Origin of the sequence: Bradyrhizobium sp. LCT2 (assembly GCF_009931255.1) — a bacterium.
Classification (GTDB): domain Bacteria; phylum Pseudomonadota; class Alphaproteobacteria; order Rhizobiales; family Xanthobacteraceae; genus Bradyrhizobium; species Bradyrhizobium diazoefficiens.
The window spans coordinates 1238681-1255043 of the sequence record NZ_CP034432.1 but is presented as its reverse complement, the minus strand read 5'-3'; the positions used below and the strand labels follow the sequence as shown (position 1 = coordinate 1255043).

Below are 16363 nucleotides of genomic sequence, written 5' to 3'. Positions count from 1 at the left end.
GGGGCGACTAGTCGTCTGGAAGCGGCGGCGACCGTGTCGCAGCCGCCGCATCGCGCGAAGATCACAACGCGCGACATTCTCGGAGATGGAGCATGACAACGGTCAAGCGCGGGACGAGAGTTCCGGCACGATGGCGGCTGCTGGTGTGCGCCCTCACTCTTCTCGCAGGCTGTTCGAAGGAGCCGCTGACGGCAGATCCCGACGTCGACATGCCGGCACCGAAGCAAAGCAGCTTCAGCCAATTCCGCACCACGCACGCGCATGACGCCAAGGTCCCGCTCCGGCTCGAGATCGAAGCGCGCGTGCCCGCGGAGCTCAGCGAGGTGCTCGCCTTCTACCGCAGAGAGCTCGGACAGCGCGGCTGGCAGGAGAAGCCGGATGACGCAATGATCGCCGCCGATCGCGTGCAACTCGCCTTCGTCTCCCCGAAGGGCCCGGCCGTGCTGAAGCTTGGCCGCGCCAAGGGCGAGACCACGGTCAGCCTAGCGCAACGGAATCCGGAGGCTGCAGCCAAGGCCGATGTCCTGCCGATATCAGGACAAGCGCGGCTGATATTCGGCTATCTAAAGCCGGATGTGGCTTCGCTTGTGATCAACGATCAAACCATCAAGATCGCGGGCGGCGAAAATCATCCACAAGTGCTGGATCTGCCACCCGGCACGTATTCCTACGAGCTACGCGTGTCGGGCCTTCTGGTGCGCACCGATACCGTCACCCTGGCCTCAGGCGAGGCCTGGGGCCTCAGCGACGATAAGAAACCGTCCCAGATATACTGAACCCGTGGCCCGTTCCGGGGCGCCGCGGCATCTCGGAACGCCGTTTCCCACCCCGCAAAATCCACGCCTTCGGGGGGTGAAAAAGAGGGTCCGAATCGCGCTTTTTGCGGCGCCCAGAATCGGCCTTTGCGAGGCTTGAAAACCGGCCAAAAATCCCTATTTAGTCAAAGGGTTGCCGGAGGATACTTTGCGCTAGGCGCGAGCGGTCTTTCATGGCACAAATAGCCTCACATCAGCGCCTTTTGCGCGGCTGATTCGGGCGACATCTCGAAGGCCTCTTATGACAGAACCTGCTCGGCAGACGCCTGCCGAAAACGAGCCCTCAAATCCGAGCGATTACGGGGCGGAATCGATCCGCGTGCTCAAGGGTCTCGATGCCGTCCGCAAGCGCCCGGGCATGTATATCGGCGACACCGACGACGGCTCGGGCCTGCACCACATGGTGTACGAGGTCGTCGACAACGCGATCGACGAGGCGCTCGCGGGCCACGCCACGCGCGTCGATGTCGTGCTCAATGCCGACAATTCCGTCACCGTGCGCGACGACGGCCGCGGCATTCCCGTCGACATCCACAAGGGTGAAGGCATCTCGGCGGCCGAGGTCATCATGACCCAGCTCCATGCCGGCGGAAAGTTCGACCAGAACTCCTACAAGGTCTCCGGCGGCCTGCACGGCGTCGGCGTCTCCGTCGTGAACGCGCTGTCGAGCAAGCTCGGCTTGCGCATCTGGCGCGACAACAAGGAGCACTACATCGAGTTCGCCCATGGCGATGCCGTCGCACCGCTGGTGGTGGTCGGCGACGCGCCGGGCAAGCGCGGCACCGAGGTGACGTTCCTGGCCTCGCCCGACACCTTCAAGAACATCGAATATGATTTCGCGACGCTCGAGCACCGCCTGCGCGAGCTCGCCTTCCTCAACTCCGGCGTCAACATCGCCCTCTCCGACATGCGCCACGCGGTCGAGAAGCGCGAGGAGATGCACTATTCCGGCGGCGTCGAGGAATTCGTCAAATATCTCGACCGCAACAAGAAGGCGATCGTGCCGGCGCCGATCATGGTGCGCGCGGAAGCCAACGGCATCGGCGTCGAGGCGGCGCTGTGGTGGAACGACAGCTACCACGAGAACGTGCTGTGCTTCACCAACAACATCCCGCAGCGCGACGGCGGCACCCATCTCGCCGGCTTCCGCGGCGCGCTGACGCGCCAGGTCAACGGCTATGCCGAGGCCAATGCGAAGAAGGAAAAGATCGCGCTGACCGGCGACGATTGCCGCGAAGGCCTCACCGCCGTTCTGTCGGTCAAGGTGCCCGATCCGAAGTTTTCGTCGCAGACCAAGGACAAGCTGGTGTCCTCGGAAGTGCGTCCCGTGGTCGAGAACGTGCTCAACGAGGCGCTCCAGGCCTGGTTCGAGGAGCACCCTAGCGAAGCCAAGATGATCGTCGGCAAGGTGATCCAGGCCGCAGCCGCCCGCGAAGCCGCGCGAAAGGCGCGCGAGCTGACGCGCAAGAGCCCGCTCTCGGTCTCCTCGCTGCCCGGCAAGCTCGCCGACTGCCAGGAAAAGGATCCGGCCAAGTCCGAACTCTTCATCGTCGAGGGCGACTCGGCAGGCGGCAGCGCCAAGCAGGGCCGCAACCGCGAATTCCAGGCGGTGCTGCCGCTGCGCGGCAAGATCCTCAACGTGGAACGCGTGCGTCCCGACAAGATGCTGGGAAGCGAGCAGATCGGCACGCTGATCACCGCGCTCGGCACCGGAATCAGCGACGAGTTCTCGATCGAGAAGCTGCGCTATCACAAGATCATCGTGATGACGGACGCCGACGTCGACGGCGCCCACATCCGCACGCTGCTGCTCACCTTCTTCTACCGGCAGATGCGCGACATCATCGACGGCGGCTATCTCTACATCGCCCAGCCGCCGCTCTATAAGGTCTCCAGAGGCAAGTCCGAGCAGTACCTGAAGGACGAGCGGGCGCTGGAGGACTATTTGATCGAGACCGGTCTCGATGATTGCATATTCACGCCCGGCACTGGCGGCGACCGCAGCGGCCGTGACCTGCGCGGACTGATCGACGACGCCCGCGTCGTTCGCAGCATCCTGCGCAATCTGCACACCCGCTACAACCGCAAGGTCGTCGAGCAGGCCGCCATCACGGGCGTGCTGAACAAAGACATCTACGGCGATCCCGACAAGGCCGCCGCGGCCGCCCAATACGTCGCCGGACGGCTGGACAAGCAGGCCGAGGATGTCGAACGCGGATGGGTCGGCCACTACGTGGAAGGCCAGGGCTTCCAGTTCGAGCGCACTGTGCGCGGGGTCAAGGACGTCGCGATCATTGACTCCGCGTTCCTGGGCTCGGCCGAGGCCCGCAAGCTCGACGAATTTACGCCCAAGCTGCAGGATGTTTATGCCCGCCCCGGCAACCTTCGGCGCAAGGACGTCGAGCACACGGTCCACGGTCCGGTCGATCTGTTCGAAGCGGTCACCGACGCCGGCCGCAAGGGCGTCACCCTGCAGCGCTACAAAGGACTGGGTGAGATGAACCCGGAGCAGCTCTGGGAAACAACGCTGGATACCAATGCGCGCTCGCTGCTCCAGGTGAAGGTCAAGGAGGTCGACGAGGCCGACGACATCTTCACCAAGCTGATGGGCGACGTGGTCGAGCCGCGCCGCGACTTCATCCAGGAACATTCGCTCAGCGCGACGATCGATATCTAGCCCCGACCTCGTTGCACCTCTCCCGCTTGCGGGAGAGGTCGACGCGCCCCGGGCGATGCGAAGCATCGTCCCGCGCGCGGCGGGTGAGGGCTTTCTCCTCGCGGGGATATTCTCCGTAGATTTCGACAACCCCACCGCTGAAGCACTCCCACCCCAGCCCTCCCCCGCAAGCGGGAGAGGGAGCGCACCTCCTTCGTGGCGACCATCAAGCCCGAATTGCTACCGTGCCCAAATCTCGGTAGTTTGCGCCTCCGAAGTAGCCCGCCCCACCCAACAGGACAGCGAGAACCACCGTGGCGCCCATCCAGTACATCGTCGAGGGCGGTCACCGGCTCTCGGGCTCGATCGAGCCGTCCGGCAACAAGAATTCGGCGCTGCCGATCATCGCCGCCGCGCTGCTCACCGAGCATCCGGTGACGCTGGAGAACGTGCCGCGGATCCGCGACACGGAGACGCTGGTCGAGCTGATCCGCTCGGTCGGCGCGGCGGCGGAGTGGACCGCCCGCAACACGCTTCATATCCATGCCAAGAGCATCCGCGCTGCGGATCTCGACCCCGAGCTCTGCGTCCGCATCCGCGCCTCGATCCTGCTCGCGGGCCCCCTGCTCGCCCGCTGCGGCGAGGTGATGCTGCCGCCGCCCGGCGGCGACGTCATCGGCCGCCGCCGGCTCGACACCCATGTGCTGGCGCTGGAACAGCTCGGGGCCAAAGTCACCGCAACCGACCGGCTCGAATTCCGCGCGCCAAAGCTCGCCGGCGCTGACGTGTTCCTGGACGAGCCGAGCGTCACCGCGACCGAGAACGCGCTGGTGGCGGCGGTCGCCGCCGACGGCGTCACCTATTTGCGCAACGCAGCCTCCGAGCCGCATGTGCAGGACCTCGCCAACTTCCTGGTCGCGCTCGGCGCCAAAATCGAGGGCATCGGCACCAACACCATGATCGTGCACGGGCCGGCGACGCTGGGGGAAGCGACCTACCGGATCCAGCCCGACCATATCGAGGTCGGCTCGCTGATCGGGCTTGCCGCCGTGACGCGCTCGCCGCTTCGCATCGTGCGCGCCGGTGTCGAGCATCTGCGCTCGATCCGCATGGGTTTCGAACGGCTCGGCATCGTCTGCCGCGTCGAGGGCGACGACCTCATCGTGCCCTCGAACCAGACGCTGAAGATACAGGACGATTTCGGCGGCCACGTGCCGAAGCTGGAGGACCAGCCCTGGCCGGCCTTCCCCGCCGATCTGATGTCGATCGCGATCGTCACCGCCACGCAATGCGAGGGCGTGATCCTGATGTTCGAGAAGATGTTCGAATCGCGGATGTTCTTCGTCGACAAGCTGATCGCGATGGGCGCGCGTATCGTGCTCTGCGATCCGCATCGCGCCATCATCGCCGGTCCCAGCCGCCTGCGCGGCGCGCCGATGACCTCGCCCGACATCCGCGCCGGCATGGCGATGCTGCTGGCCGCGGTCTGCGCCGAGGGCACCTCGACCATCAACAACGCCGACCAGATCGAGCGCGGCTACGAGCGCATCGAGGAGCGGCTGAACGCGCTGGGCGCGAAGATCAAGCGCGTGCCCGAGCGGAAGAGCTGAGGCATCTTTCTTCCCTTCTCCCCTTGTGGGAGAGGGAAAAAACACGGGCCATGTTTTCGTCGCTCAGTGATGCTATTGAGTGACCATGCTCGACACCGTGCAACATCATTCGCAGCCGCAATCCGGCGTGCCGCAAAACCATCTCGCCGATGAGTTCGTCGAGACGCTGCGGCTGGCCGTGCCGATGATGCTGACGCAGCTCGGACAGATCGCGATGATCACGACCGATCTCGCGCTGATCGGGAGGCTCGGCGAGGATGCGGTCGCCGCCGCCGCGCTGGCGCATACGGTTTATTTCGTCAGCTTTACCTTCGGGCTCGGATTGATGGCTGCGGTGTCGCCGCTGGTGGCGCAGGCGTTCGGCGCCGGCGACGTCAGGCGCATCCGCCGCGCCTTGCGCGTCGGCCTGTGGGTCGCGCTGCTGATCTCGCTGCCGATGATGGCCTCGCCGCTTTATGGCGAACACATCCTGATCGCTCTCGGACAGGTGCCGCAATCGGCCGCGCTCGCCCAGCGCTATCTGAACGGCCTCGCCTGGGGCATCGCACCGGCGCTCGGCTTCATCGCGCTGCGCAGCATGATGAGCGCGGTGAACCGGCCGCAGCCGCCGCTGTGGATCACGGTCGCGGCGATCCCCGTCAATGCTGCGCTGGTCTATGTCCTGATCCACGGGTTGTTCGGCCTGCCGGAGCTCGGCCTGTTCGGCGCCGGGCTTGCGACCACGCTCGTCAATCTCGGCACCTTCCTCGCCGTGCTCGCCATCGCCGCATGGCGAAAGCCATTCGCGGACTACCGCCCGCTCGCCCATCTCTGGCGGATCGACTGGCCCCTGATGCACCAGCTCATCGCGCTCGGCGCGCCGATCTCGTTTTCCCTGCTGCTGGAATATGGCCTGTTCTCGTCCGCCGCGCTGCTGATGGGGTTGATCTCGACCACGGCGCTTGCCGCGCACCAGATTGCGCTCCAGGTCACGGCCGTGCTGTTCATGGTCCCGCTCGGCATCGGCATGGCGGCGACGGTCCGCGTCGGCCACGCCTTCGGCCGCAACGACCCGGCCGCGGTGAGACGTGCGGGCCTCGTCGCTGCGGTGCTTGGCGTGGCGCTGGTCTCGGCCCTGACGGTTGCCATCATCCTCGGCCGCTACGAGCTCGGACGGCTGTTCTTCGGCGGCAGCGAGGCCAGCGCGGCAACGGTCGAGCTGACGGCGACACTGCTGCTGGTCGGCGCGACCTTCTTCATCGCCGACGGTCTCCAGACCATCATGGGCGGCGCACTGCGCGGCATCAATGACACCAGGATGACGCTGGTGTTCGCGGCGATCGGCTATTGGTGCGTCGCCTTTCCCGTCGCCTGGGTCCTGGCTTTCCACGCCGGGCTGGGCGCAGTCGGCGTCTGGATCGGATTCTCGATCGGCACGTTCGTCTATGCCGGCCTCCTGGTCTTGCGCTTCCGGATGCTGGCGCGCAGACTGGTGGGATGATCGGCACAGTCCGCGAAGTTCCTCCCAATGTCGACGCCGGCACGCTGCTGGCGGGCGCGCAGTTCGTGGACGCATTTCGCGTGGAGATCGGCGCGACGGCGGTGAATGCCCGCGAGGCCTGCGTGCGGATGGTGCTGCACGGGCCACGCTGGGTCGATGCGCTCATACGCCTGCGCAACATCCTGGTGAGACCGTTCGGACTGAAGACCTCGGGCGAAGGTGCGCCGGCGCCGTATGGCCTGATCGGATTGTTTCCGGTGGTCAGCGAAACACCCGAGCGGCTGGTCGCGGGCTTCAACGATTCCCATCTCGATTTCCGCCTCGTCGTCGATGTCGCCGGAACGGAGGCGGACCGCCAGGTGACATCGACCACGCTGGTGCGCACCCACAATCTGCTCGGCCGGACCTATCTCGCCCTCATCATGCCCTTCCACAAGTTCGTGGTCCGCGGCATGATGAAGCGCATCGCGGAACCGGCGAGATGACCCTGTCCGTCGACCTCTTCTACTCCTACCGCAGTCCCTTCAGCTATCTGGCGCTGCCGAAGACGCTGAAGCTCGTCGCGGAGTATGACCTCGCGGTGAACCTGCGACCGGTCTATCCGCTGGCAGTCCGCGTCCCCGGCTTCTTCAAGAAGGCCAGCCCGAACTTCATTCGCTATGTGGTGCTCGACAGCACGCGCGTCGCGCAGCACGAGGGCATTCCGTTCCGCTTTCCGAGGCCGGATCCGATCGTGCAGGACAAGACGACGTTCGATGTCGCGGCCGAGCAACCTTACATCCACCGGCTGACCCGGCTGGGCGCGATGGCGCAGCTTGAGGGCCGTTCGCTCGCATTCACCGATGCAATCGCGCGCGTGCTGTGGGACGGCTCGGTGGCGGGCTGGAACCAAGGCGATCATCTCGCCCGCGCGGCCGAGAAGGCCGGCTTCGATCTCGCCGCGATGGATGCTGCAATCAGCGCAGATCCGGATCGTTACGAGCAGGTGATCGCGGAGAACGAGAAGGACCACGCCGCCTCCGGCCATTGGGGCGTGCCGACCTTCGTGTTCGAGAACGAGCCGTTCTTCGGCCAGGACCGCATCGATCTCTTGGTCTGGCGCATGCAGGACAAGGGCCTGACGAAGCGGTAGGGCAAGTCCTGATGCGTACCGGCCTCGGCCCATGACCGACATAGGTCAACATGCCGCGGCCGGGCATGCATCCGCGTTGATCCCGGTCAAATGACGCATCTCGCCGGCTGCATAGCGTCTCCTCGCGGAAGGAGCCGCGATCATGCTGCCGTTCACGATCGAGCAATTCCTAGGTGTTTTTGCGAGCTACAACCGGGCAATCTGGCCGATGCAGGTTCTCGCATATCTGCTGGGCGGGCTGGCCTTCGTGCTGGTGTTTCGCAAGGACAGATGGGCCGATCAGATCGTCGCCGGCATTCTTGCGGCGATGTGGGCATGGACCGGGATCGTCTATCACCTGACCTTCTTCGCAACGATCAACAAGCTGGCCTACATTTTCGGCACATTGTTTGTCGTCCAGGCTGCAGCCTTCGTCTATTTCGGCGTGTGCCAAAACCGGATCGATTTCGACTACAATGAGGAATCAGCGGGGGTTATCGGAGTCGCGTTCGTATTCTACGCGGCGGCGATCTACCCCCTGTTCGGCCTCGAGATGGGTCAGCACCCCAACGAACTGCCGATGTTCGGAGTCACGCCGTGTCCCGTCACCATCTTCAGCTTCGGCATGTTGCTGCTGACAAGGCAGCCGGTCCCGCGCTGGCTCCTTGTGATCCCGTTTCTATGGTCGCTTGTCGGCGGCAGCGCCGCGATACTGCTCCGCGTGCCGCAAGACTGGGCACTGTTGGTGGCTGGAGCTGTCTCTCTGGCACTGCTGGTCCAGCGTGACCGGCGGGTCGCATCAGCCTGCTAGTTCCAGCACCGGCTCACTCCGCCACGCGCGCGGGCTTGTCGCTTGCTGCCTCCGACCACTCGCCGACGACGCGGTCGAGATCGCAGAGATTCTGGTGCATCTGCTCCAGCGAGAATCCGATGGCGAAGAAGCGCTCGGCGGTGTCGCCGGAATGGCCGCGGATCAGGCCGTCCTGGCGCACCGCGGCAACCGCCTCGGCGTAGTGCTGAAGCGCGACGTGCACGGGATGGATCGGCGGCGCGCCGGCGCCAGCCCGCAGTGCTTCGGCCGCCGACCGCAGGAAGCGCACGATCGCCGCACTGACCTCCGCCAGCGGCGCGGCGAGCCGCATCTGCACCTCGACCGGCAGCGGGACGACGGTGGCGCGGCCGATCATCACGACGTCATGGCGCAGCCGCAGCACCGTTCGCAGCAAGGGACCGGTATCGGGCCCGCTCGACAGGCGCGCGGCACGCTCGCGTTCGGCTTCTGCACCGATGGCATTCATGCCCACCATCGCGGTGCCGATGCCGTCCTGGATCCGGTGCAGCGCATCGTTGTCGCGGCCGCGCGTCAGGCCCGCGAGCAGCTCGGTGAAGGCATCCGCGATCAGTTCGAGCAGTCTTGCCGCGCTGGCGCGGATCTGTCGCACCGCGCGTGAGGGCAGCACCAGGAACGAAACGAGCAATCCCGTGATGGCGCCGACCCCGACCTCGCTGACGCGATCGATCGCCGAGGTCATGGGATCGGAGTGATGCATGGTCGGGACCAGCAGCACGATGATCGCAGTCACCGTTGCCGCGTTGAGACTTGGGTTGATCGCGGCCACGAAGGCGAGCGGCGCGACCGCCAGCACCAGCAGCCCCAACAGGCCCGCCTCGGTAGAGTAAGGGATCAGGATCGCGATGGCGCCGCCATAGATGGCGCCGCCGATCGTGCCGAGCACGTAGTCGCGTGTCGCCTTCAGCGAGCGGCCGACGCTCATCTGGGTCACGATCAGCGAGGTCAGCACCGCCCAGAGCGGCAAGAGCAGATGCAGCGCGGTGGCAATGGCATAGGCCGCCACCGCGGCGACCGTGACCCGGATGGCCAACCCCAACTGCGTCCGCCGTGATCGGATCCGGTCGAACATTTGTCTTGCGAGTGCCATCGTCGAATGTCCCGGTCCGATCCTCTTGCGCCTGCCAAAAGCATAGCTGATGCCCGCGGCCCCAAGGCCGCTTGAAAGGCCAAATCAGCCCGCCTAACTTGCGCGCCAAAACGAGGAAACACGATGGCCCACGAAACCGCAACGCTCGCCGCCTATGTCTTCAATCTGAAATACCAGGATATTCCGGCGGAAGTGCTGGATCGCGCCAAGGTGTTGACGCTGGATTTCCTCGGCAGCGCGATCCGGGCCAGAAGCGAAGCGGAATCCACCCCCTCGATCCTGAAGATGCTGGAGGCGCTCGCGCTCGACACCAGGGGCGAGTCCACCGTGTTCGGCGACAGCAAGACCTGGACCCCGGCGGTGGCGGCGCTGCTGAACGGCGCACTCGGCCATTCCCTCGATTTCGACGACACGCATGCGGATTCCTCGCTTCATCCGAGCGCGCCGGTCGTTCCGGCCGCGTTCGCCGTCGGCGAGATGGTCGGCGCTTCCGGGCGCGACGTGCTGACCGCGATCGTGGCGGGCTATGAAGTCTGCTGCCGGCTCGGCAACGCGCTCGACCCGACCTCGCATTATGCGCGCGGCTTCCATCCGACCGCGACCGCCGGCACCTATGGCGCGGCCGCCGCGGCCGGAAAACTGTTCGGCCTCAGCGAAAAGCAGATCATCGCCGCCTTCGGCGTCTCCGGCAGCCAGGCCGCCGGCTCGCTGCAATTTTTGGTCAACGGCGCCTGGAACAAGCGCTACCAGGTCGGCGCCGCCGCGATGAACGGCGTGATCGCCGCGACGCTGGCGCGCAACGATTTCGTCGGCGCGACCGAATCGGTCGAGGGCAAGCACGGCCTGCTCGCCGGCTACACCGACGACGCGCATCCCGGCAAGGCCGTCGCCGAGCTCGGCAAGACCTATGAGACGATGAAGATCGGCGTGAAGCCGTATCCGAGCTGCCGCTACACCCATGCCGCAATCGACGCGCTGATCGCGATGCGGCGCGAGCACAATCTGACGCCAGACCAGGTCAAGCGCGTCGAGATCGGCCTGCATCGCAACGGCATCACGCTGACCGGCGATGCCGCGACCAAGCGGCATCCGACCTCGATCGTCGGCGGCCAGTTCTCGATGTTCTTCACCGGCGCGCTCGCGCTCGATCAGGGCAGCTTTGGTTGGGATGACTACAACCGCCTCGGCGATACCGCCATCGACACGCTCGCCGACAAGTTCGACGTGGTGCAGGACGACCGGCTCGAGATCGGCCGCACCCATCCGTTCGGCGCGCGCGTCAGCATCACGACGGACGACGGCGTGCACGAGCGGCTGTATGCCGATCCCTCCGGCGAGCCGAATTCGTTTCCCGATGCGCAGGCGATGCAGCAGAAATTCTTGACGCTGGCGCGTCCGGTGCTGAATGCGCGCGCGGAGAAATTTGCCGATGCGATCCTGACGCTGGAGCGGTTCGACCGCGTGGCGAAGGCGACGGAGCTGGGACGGCAGTAGAGAGATATCGCCTCTCCCCGCTTGCAGGGAGAGGCAGGAATCCAAGCGCAGCTTGGATTCCTGGTGAGGGGGACTCTCCGCGCATCCAACTCTCACCGTCCTCGCGGAGACTCCCCCTCACCCCAACCCTCTCCCCGCAAGCGGGGCGAGGGAGAAGAGGCGGCGCTCGACACCTCAATTCACCCCCGCCAGCTTCCCCTTCTCGCGCGTTGCGGCCACCACGTCGCGCACGAGATCGAACACGCCGTCCGCCTCCGGCGGCCAGTTCGGCGAGCGGCCGAGCCGCACGATCACGAGTCGCTCCGAGGGAATGACGATCGTGTACTGCCCGATCGTGCCCTTGGCGAAGAAGGCATCGCGCGGCCAGCCGTGTGTGATGCGAAGGTTCGCGCCAAAGCTGGCGCCGTGGTTGGTCCAGAAGCCGGCGCCGATGCCGACCCACGCGTTTGGCGTCGCCGTCGCCGAATAGTTCACCCATCCCTCGGGGAGGATGCGCTCGCCGCCGGCGAGGCCGTCATTGAGATAGAGCTGGCCGAACCGCGCCCAGTCACGCGCGGTCGCCAGCATCTCGCTGGAGCCCTCGACCGTGCCGGCGCCGTCGAGCTGGAGCGTGACATGGCGCATGCCGAGCGGGGCGAACAATTCGCGGCGCGCGAAGCGCAGCGCGTCTTCGGGGGTACCGCCGGCAGCAACGCGGATCAGATGCGCGAGAATGATGGTGTTGCCGTCGTGATAGTTCCACGCGGTGCCCGGTGCGGTCTCGAGCGGGATGCTCTCCGCATAGGTGGCCATGTCGGATTCCATGAACTTCATCCGGTTGACGGGCTCGAAGGCGGAGCCGAGCGAAGCCTCCAATGAGCTGCCGAGCGCAAGGCCCGCGGTGTGGCGCAGCAGCTGATCGACGGTGATGGCGTGGCGCGGATCGTCAGGATCTTTCCAGGCCGCGACCGGCGCAGGCCCATCGAGCTTCAGCTTGCCCTGGCGCACCAGCACGCCTGTTAGCGCCGAGATCACCGATTTTGTCATGGAGAAGCCGAGCAGCGGAGTCTCCGGTCCGATTCCGTCCGCATAGCGCTCGGCGATGATGCGGCCCGCCTTCAGCACGACGACCGCGCGGGTGCGGCGATAAGGCGGCTGCGCGGGCTCCGCGAAGGCGCGGTCGAGCGCGGCGGCAAGCTCGGGGCTTTGCGGCGGCACGATCGCGGGGCCGGCGATCTCGGGCAGCAGCGCCGGCTGCCTGTCGTCCGCGGGCACCGCGACGTCGGCGATCGCCGCGCCGTGCTCGAGCGTGCAGCCGAGCCCCTCGCGATAGACGGCACGGCTGCGGCCGATGCCGAACAATGTCACCGTGACGTCCTTGCGCGCGCGATCGACCTGGTAGTCCATCGCCCAGGTGATCAGACTGGTGCCCGGCATGGCGTCCATGGTTTCGGCGAAGGTCCGCCTGATATCCAGGCCCGAGACGAACGTCTCGGAGCACAGGATGTCGGCGACGAAGCCGGTGGCGATCCTGGGCACGTCATGCGCCCGCGCCGCGCCGAGCGCGACGCCGGCAGCGGCGATGGCGGTGGTGAGGAGGACGATCTTGCGGCGGCGGGTCACGGGCTTTCTCCGGCTTCGGGGCAGGTGCGGGAGAGCAGGCCGGATGCGGGCGACACGCGCTCGCCGGATTTGGAAAATAGCGTGGCTGAAACTGAGCGGGGCTGGCCGATTCCGAAATAACTCAAATATTTCAAAGCAATGCGAGGATGCAGTCACGACGGTGGTCCGCTCCCTCGCCCCGCTTGCGGGGAGAGGGTTGGGGTGAGGGGGAGCCTCCGCGGGGGCGGCGAGAGTTGGACTCGCGGAGGCTCCCCCTCACCGGCCGCGCTTCGCGCGTCGGCCTCTCCCCGCACGCGGGGAGAGGCGAAGAGCCGGTTACGCCGCATTCACCTTCAGCCGCCGGTATTCCGTCGGCGTCACGCCGGTGACCGCCTTGAAGGCGCGGTTGAACGGGCCGAGCGACTGGAAGCCGGCGTCCATGGCGATGGTGATGACCGGGACCTCGGCCTGGGCGGGATCGGCGAGCGCGGCCTTGGCTTCCTCGATGCGGTGGTTGTTCAGGAAGACATTGAAGTTGCGGTAACCGAGCCGCTGGTTGATCAGCCGGCGCAGCCTGTATTCGGGAATCTTCAGCCGACCTGCCAGGACGCCGATGGTGATGTTCTCCTGGCGATAGATCCGCTCGTCGGCCATCAGCCGCATCAGGGCGTCGATGAGCTTTTGATCGGCCGCGTCATCGGCCGCAGGCTGACCGGAAACAATCGGCGGTGCGGGCTCCGCCGCGGCCGGAAAAAGATCCGCCCCGTCGACGCGCATCATGGCATAGACGATCGCCGCAACGGTGCAGGCGAGCACGCCGGCATTGATGGTTTCGGCGACATCGCCGACGTGCTGGCCGGCGACGGCGATCTGGAGCACCGCGTTCAGCCCGCCATAGAGCGCGGTTACGCAGACGATGAAGACACGAACGTGGCGGCGGCGCTCGACCAGGTCGGCCGGCCAGGAGGCGATCATCTGCCCGACCGCGAGCGCGATGAAGCCGAGCGCGATCAGATTGACCACCGTCACCGAGAACCGCACATGGCCGCTGGGTGCAATCCAGACGCAGCCTGCGAAGCTGAAGGCGGTCACCAGCGCCCAGACCCATCCGTGCCACCAGCGGAGGCGAAACTCGTCGTCGAACAGGGAGCGCGTGAACAGCCAGAACACCACGATCGTGCCGGTCGAGAGCGCTATCAGCGGCGCATGCAGGAGCGGGATCGGTGACGTGACATCCACCGAATAGCTCACCGCATGTGCGGCAGAGCCGAGCGCGAAGGCCGCACCGAGCCGGGCTGCCAGCACATTGCGGAAATCCTGCAGCAACGACGCCGCAAGCACCAGCAGCAGCGCCACGGACGCCGCGCGAAATGCGAGTTCTGTTGCGGCAAGTGTCATCGGGTGATGCGATCGGTCGCGGTTGAAATCAGCCGAACATCGTTCGTTACGTCCTCTTTTTCAAGGACCATCCACACCCCAACTGTCATCGCCCGGCTTGACCGGGCGATCCAGTACACCGAGACGGTTGTGATTGAGCCGAGAGGCCGCGACGTACTGGATGCCCCGCCCCCGTGCGTAATTGCGCACTAGGCGGGGCATGACAGTTGAGAATGTGGCACCGCCGCCCCCACAACATCTTGTCCGGCTTTGTCGCGACGGCGACGCCAAATCCTGCTACGATCGTGCCCAAGAAAGTTAAAAGGAGTCCATCATGAGCTGGCAACCCTCCAACGATCCCGTGCTCGGCGATCCCATGTCCTGCGATGCGCTCGATCTTGTGATCGTGCCGCGCACGCGCGACCTCGGCGACGGCTTCGTCGTGCGACGCGCGCTGCCCCATGGCAGGCGGCAGATGGTCGGGCCGTTCATCTTTTTCGATCATTTCGGCCCGGTGCAGTTCGTCTCCGGCAAGGGCATGGACGTGCGGCCGCATCCGCATATCGGGCTCGCCACCGTCACCTATCTGTTCGACGGCTCGATCATGCACCGCGACAGCGAGGGCAACGTCCAGGAGATCGCGCCCGGTGCGATGAATTTGATGACGGCGGGCCGCGGCATCGCGCATTCCGAGCGCACGCCGGATGCGCAGCGCGCCTCGGGCCAGCAGATGCTGGGCCTGCAAAGCTGGATCGCGCTGCCGGCCGGATCGGAAGAGATCGCGCCATCGTTCCAGCATTACGGCGCCGGCGACCTGCCGATGATCTCCGAGCGGGATTTCACCGCGCGGGTGATCGCGGGCTCCGCCTTCGGCATCACGTCGCCGGTGTCCATGGTCTCGCCCTGGTTCTACACCGAGGTCACGGCGGTCGCGGGCGCGAGCGTGCCGCTTGACCCCGATCACGAGGAGCGCGCGATCTACGTGGTGGACGGCGAGGTCGAGATCGCGAACGAGCGCTATGAGGGGCCGCGGCTGCTGATCTTCCGCCCCGGTGACCGCATCACCGTGAAGGCACTCAAGGCCACGCGAATGATGTTTCTCGGCGGCGATGCACTGGAAGGCCCGCGCCACATCTGGTGGAATTTCGTCTCCTCCAGCAAGGAGCGGATCGAGCAGGCCAAGCAGGACTGGAAAACCGGCCGCTTCGCGGCGGTTCCTCAGGAACATGAGTTCATTCCGTTGCCGGAATAGGCTAATCCGGTTTCCGGCCGTGCCGTCAGGCGCGGCCGGATTTCCCGCCTGAAGGCCATGCCTTCGAAAGATCTGTCTGCGAAAGCTTTGCCGATGACCACCATGCTCTCCAGCGACCTGCCGCTCCCTAAGATCGGGCGCGGCAAGGTGCGCGACATCTATGCCGTCGACGACGACCGCCTGCTGCTCCTTACCACCGATCGCATCAGCGCCTTCGACGTCGTCATGGGCGAGACCATCCCGATGAAGGGCGCGGTGCTGACCCAGATCAGCGCGTTCTGGTTTGGCGAGCTTGAAGGCGTGGTGCCGCATCACATGATCAGCGCCGACACCGACGAGATCATCGCGGCCGTGCCCGCCTTGAAGCCGCATCGCGCCGAGATCCTCGGCCGCGCCATGCTCTCCCGCCGCACCACGGTGTTTCCGATCGAATGCGTGATCCGCGGCTATCTCTCGGGATCGGCCTGGAAGGAATACGCCGCCAGCGGCACGCTCGCGGGCGAGAAGCTGAAGGCCGGCCTCGTCGAGAGCGAGAAGCTGGAGCCAGCGATCTTCAGCCCGGCGACCAAGGCCGAGACCGGCCATGACGAGAACATCACGATTGCGCGGATGCGCGAGGTGGTCGGCGACGAGACAGCCTACACGCTCGAGAGCATGACGCGCGCGATCTACACGCTCGGCGAGGAGCTGGCGCGCGAGCAGGGCATCATCATCGCGGACACCAAGTTCGAGTTCGGCCGCGACAAGGACGGCCGCATCATCCTGATCGACGAGGTGATGACGCCGGATTCGTCGCGGTTCTGGGCCGTCGATGCCTACAAGCCCGGCCAGCCACAGGCGAGCTTCGACAAGCAGCCGCTGCGCGACTATCTCGACGTCGAGCGCCGCGCCGGCCGCTGGAACGGCGACGCCCCGCCGCCGCCGCTGCCGGCGAGCGTGGTGGAGGCGACCAGCAAACGGTATCTGGAGGCGTATCGGCGCGTGACGGGGAAAGAGCTGAAGATTTAGGCGCAGTTGCTGCCACAAACTCGTCATTGCGAGCGCAAC

Annotated in this window: 13 protein-coding genes; 10 read left to right on the top strand and 3 right to left on the bottom strand. The window is 65.9% G+C overall.

All coding sequences use genetic code 11. The features are described 5' to 3' along the window. Positions 1 to 92 precede the first annotated feature (92 nt). The 7 genes from EI171_RS06630 (at position 93) to EI171_RS06600 (ending at position 8483) form a co-directional block, all read left to right on the top strand. Complete coding sequence (locus EI171_RS06630) at positions 93 to 776, top strand: hypothetical protein (protein ID WP_161532880.1); 684 nt, start codon at positions 93 to 95, stop codon at positions 774 to 776. A gap of 280 nt (positions 777 to 1056) precedes the next feature. After that, positions 1057 to 3492, top strand: a complete 2436-nt coding sequence (gene gyrB, locus EI171_RS06625; protein ID WP_011083645.1) for a DNA topoisomerase (ATP-hydrolyzing) subunit B — start codon at positions 1057 to 1059, stop codon at positions 3490 to 3492. Positions 3493 to 3785: 293 nt separating this feature from the next. Then, the gene (gene murA / locus EI171_RS06620) at positions 3786 to 5081 is read left to right on the top strand and encodes a UDP-N-acetylglucosamine 1-carboxyvinyltransferase (protein ID WP_028172548.1); all 1296 of its coding nucleotides are present in this window, start codon (positions 3786 to 3788) and stop codon (positions 5079 to 5081) included. Positions 5082 to 5166: 85 nt separating this feature from the next. Beyond that, positions 5167 to 6561, top strand: coding sequence for an MATE family efflux transporter (locus tag EI171_RS06615; RefSeq protein WP_161536934.1), 1395 nt, complete (start codon positions 5167 to 5169; stop codon positions 6559 to 6561). After that, the gene (locus EI171_RS06610; protein ID WP_011083642.1) at positions 6558 to 7046 is read left to right on the top strand and encodes a DUF2867 domain-containing protein; all 489 of its coding nucleotides are present in this window, start codon (positions 6558 to 6560) and stop codon (positions 7044 to 7046) included. The genes EI171_RS06615 and EI171_RS06610 overlap by 4 nt, the downstream gene beginning before the upstream one ends. Beyond that, complete coding sequence (locus EI171_RS06605; protein WP_161532879.1) at positions 7043 to 7693, top strand: 2-hydroxychromene-2-carboxylate isomerase; 651 nt, start codon at positions 7043 to 7045, stop codon at positions 7691 to 7693. The genes EI171_RS06610 and EI171_RS06605 overlap by 4 nt, the downstream gene beginning before the upstream one ends. A 142-nt stretch (positions 7694 to 7835) precedes the next feature. Beyond that, positions 7836 to 8483: a DUF6064 family protein gene (locus EI171_RS06600; RefSeq protein WP_161532878.1), complete on the top strand. Its 648-nt coding sequence runs from the start codon at positions 7836 to 7838 to the stop codon at positions 8481 to 8483. Between the two features lie 13 nt (positions 8484 to 8496). On the opposite strand, the gene EI171_RS06595 is transcribed toward EI171_RS06600, so the two are convergent. After that, positions 8497 to 9612 (bottom strand): aromatic acid exporter family protein, encoded by a 1116-nt coding sequence (locus tag EI171_RS06595; protein ID WP_028172543.1) that lies wholly within the window; start codon positions 9610 to 9612, stop codon positions 8497 to 8499. Positions 9613 to 9735: 123 nt separating this feature from the next. Here EI171_RS06595 and EI171_RS06590 point away from each other — a divergent pair, with 123 nt between their 5' ends. Then, positions 9736 to 11106 carry an MmgE/PrpD family protein gene (locus EI171_RS06590; protein WP_161532877.1) on the top strand — a complete coding sequence of 457 codons (1371 nt, stop codon included), beginning with the start codon at positions 9736 to 9738 and terminating at the stop codon, positions 11104 to 11106. Between the two features lie 174 nt (positions 11107 to 11280). On the opposite strand, the gene EI171_RS06585 is transcribed toward EI171_RS06590, so the two are convergent. Together EI171_RS06585 and EI171_RS06580 are read right to left on the bottom strand one after the other, a co-directional pair. Next, complete coding sequence (locus EI171_RS06585) at positions 11281 to 12708, bottom strand: serine hydrolase (RefSeq protein ID WP_161532876.1); 1428 nt, start codon at positions 12706 to 12708, stop codon at positions 11281 to 11283. Positions 12709 to 13023: 315 nt separating this feature from the next. After that, entirely contained in the window at positions 13024 to 14085 is a 1062-nt protein-coding gene (locus EI171_RS06580; RefSeq protein ID WP_161532875.1) for a helix-turn-helix domain-containing protein, read from the bottom strand. Positions 14086 to 14398: 313 nt separating this feature from the next. Between EI171_RS06580 and EI171_RS06575 the strand changes: the two genes are divergently transcribed. Together EI171_RS06575 and EI171_RS06570 are read left to right on the top strand one after the other, a co-directional pair. Then, on the top strand, positions 14399 to 15316 hold the full coding sequence (locus tag EI171_RS06575) for a pirin family protein (RefSeq protein ID WP_028172539.1): 918 nt from the start codon (positions 14399 to 14401) through the stop codon (positions 15314 to 15316). A gap of 93 nt (positions 15317 to 15409) precedes the next feature. Continuing rightward, on the top strand, positions 15410 to 16324 hold the full coding sequence (locus tag EI171_RS06570; RefSeq protein WP_110115858.1) for a phosphoribosylaminoimidazolesuccinocarboxamide synthase: 915 nt from the start codon (positions 15410 to 15412) through the stop codon (positions 16322 to 16324). Positions 16325 to 16363: the final 39 nt, after the last annotated feature.

Coding starts and splice junctions, on each gene's coding strand:
- EI171_RS06630 (WP_161532880.1), top strand. CDS start 93: ATGACAACGGTCAAGCGCGGGACGAGAGTTCCGGCACGATGGCGGCTG.
- gyrB (WP_011083645.1), top strand. CDS start 1,057: ATGACAGAACCTGCTCGGCAGACGCCTGCCGAAAACGAGCCCTCAAAT.
- EI171_RS06615 (WP_161536934.1), top strand. CDS start 5,167: ATGCTCGACACCGTGCAACATCATTCGCAGCCGCAATCCGGCGTGCCG.
- EI171_RS06610 (WP_011083642.1), top strand. CDS start 6,558: ATGATCGGCACAGTCCGCGAAGTTCCTCCCAATGTCGACGCCGGCACG.
- EI171_RS06605 (WP_161532879.1), top strand. CDS start 7,043: ATGACCCTGTCCGTCGACCTCTTCTACTCCTACCGCAGTCCCTTCAGC.
- EI171_RS06600 (WP_161532878.1), top strand. CDS start 7,836: ATGCTGCCGTTCACGATCGAGCAATTCCTAGGTGTTTTTGCGAGCTAC.
- EI171_RS06595 (WP_028172543.1), bottom strand. CDS start 9,612: ATGGCACTCGCAAGACAAATGTTCGACCGGATCCGATCACGGCGGACG.
- EI171_RS06590 (WP_161532877.1), top strand. CDS start 9,736: ATGGCCCACGAAACCGCAACGCTCGCCGCCTATGTCTTCAATCTGAAA.
- EI171_RS06580 (WP_161532875.1), bottom strand. CDS start 14,085: ATGACACTTGCCGCAACAGAACTCGCATTTCGCGCGGCGTCCGTGGCG.
- EI171_RS06575 (WP_028172539.1), top strand. CDS start 14,399: ATGAGCTGGCAACCCTCCAACGATCCCGTGCTCGGCGATCCCATGTCC.
- EI171_RS06570 (WP_110115858.1), top strand. CDS start 15,410: ATGACCACCATGCTCTCCAGCGACCTGCCGCTCCCTAAGATCGGGCGC.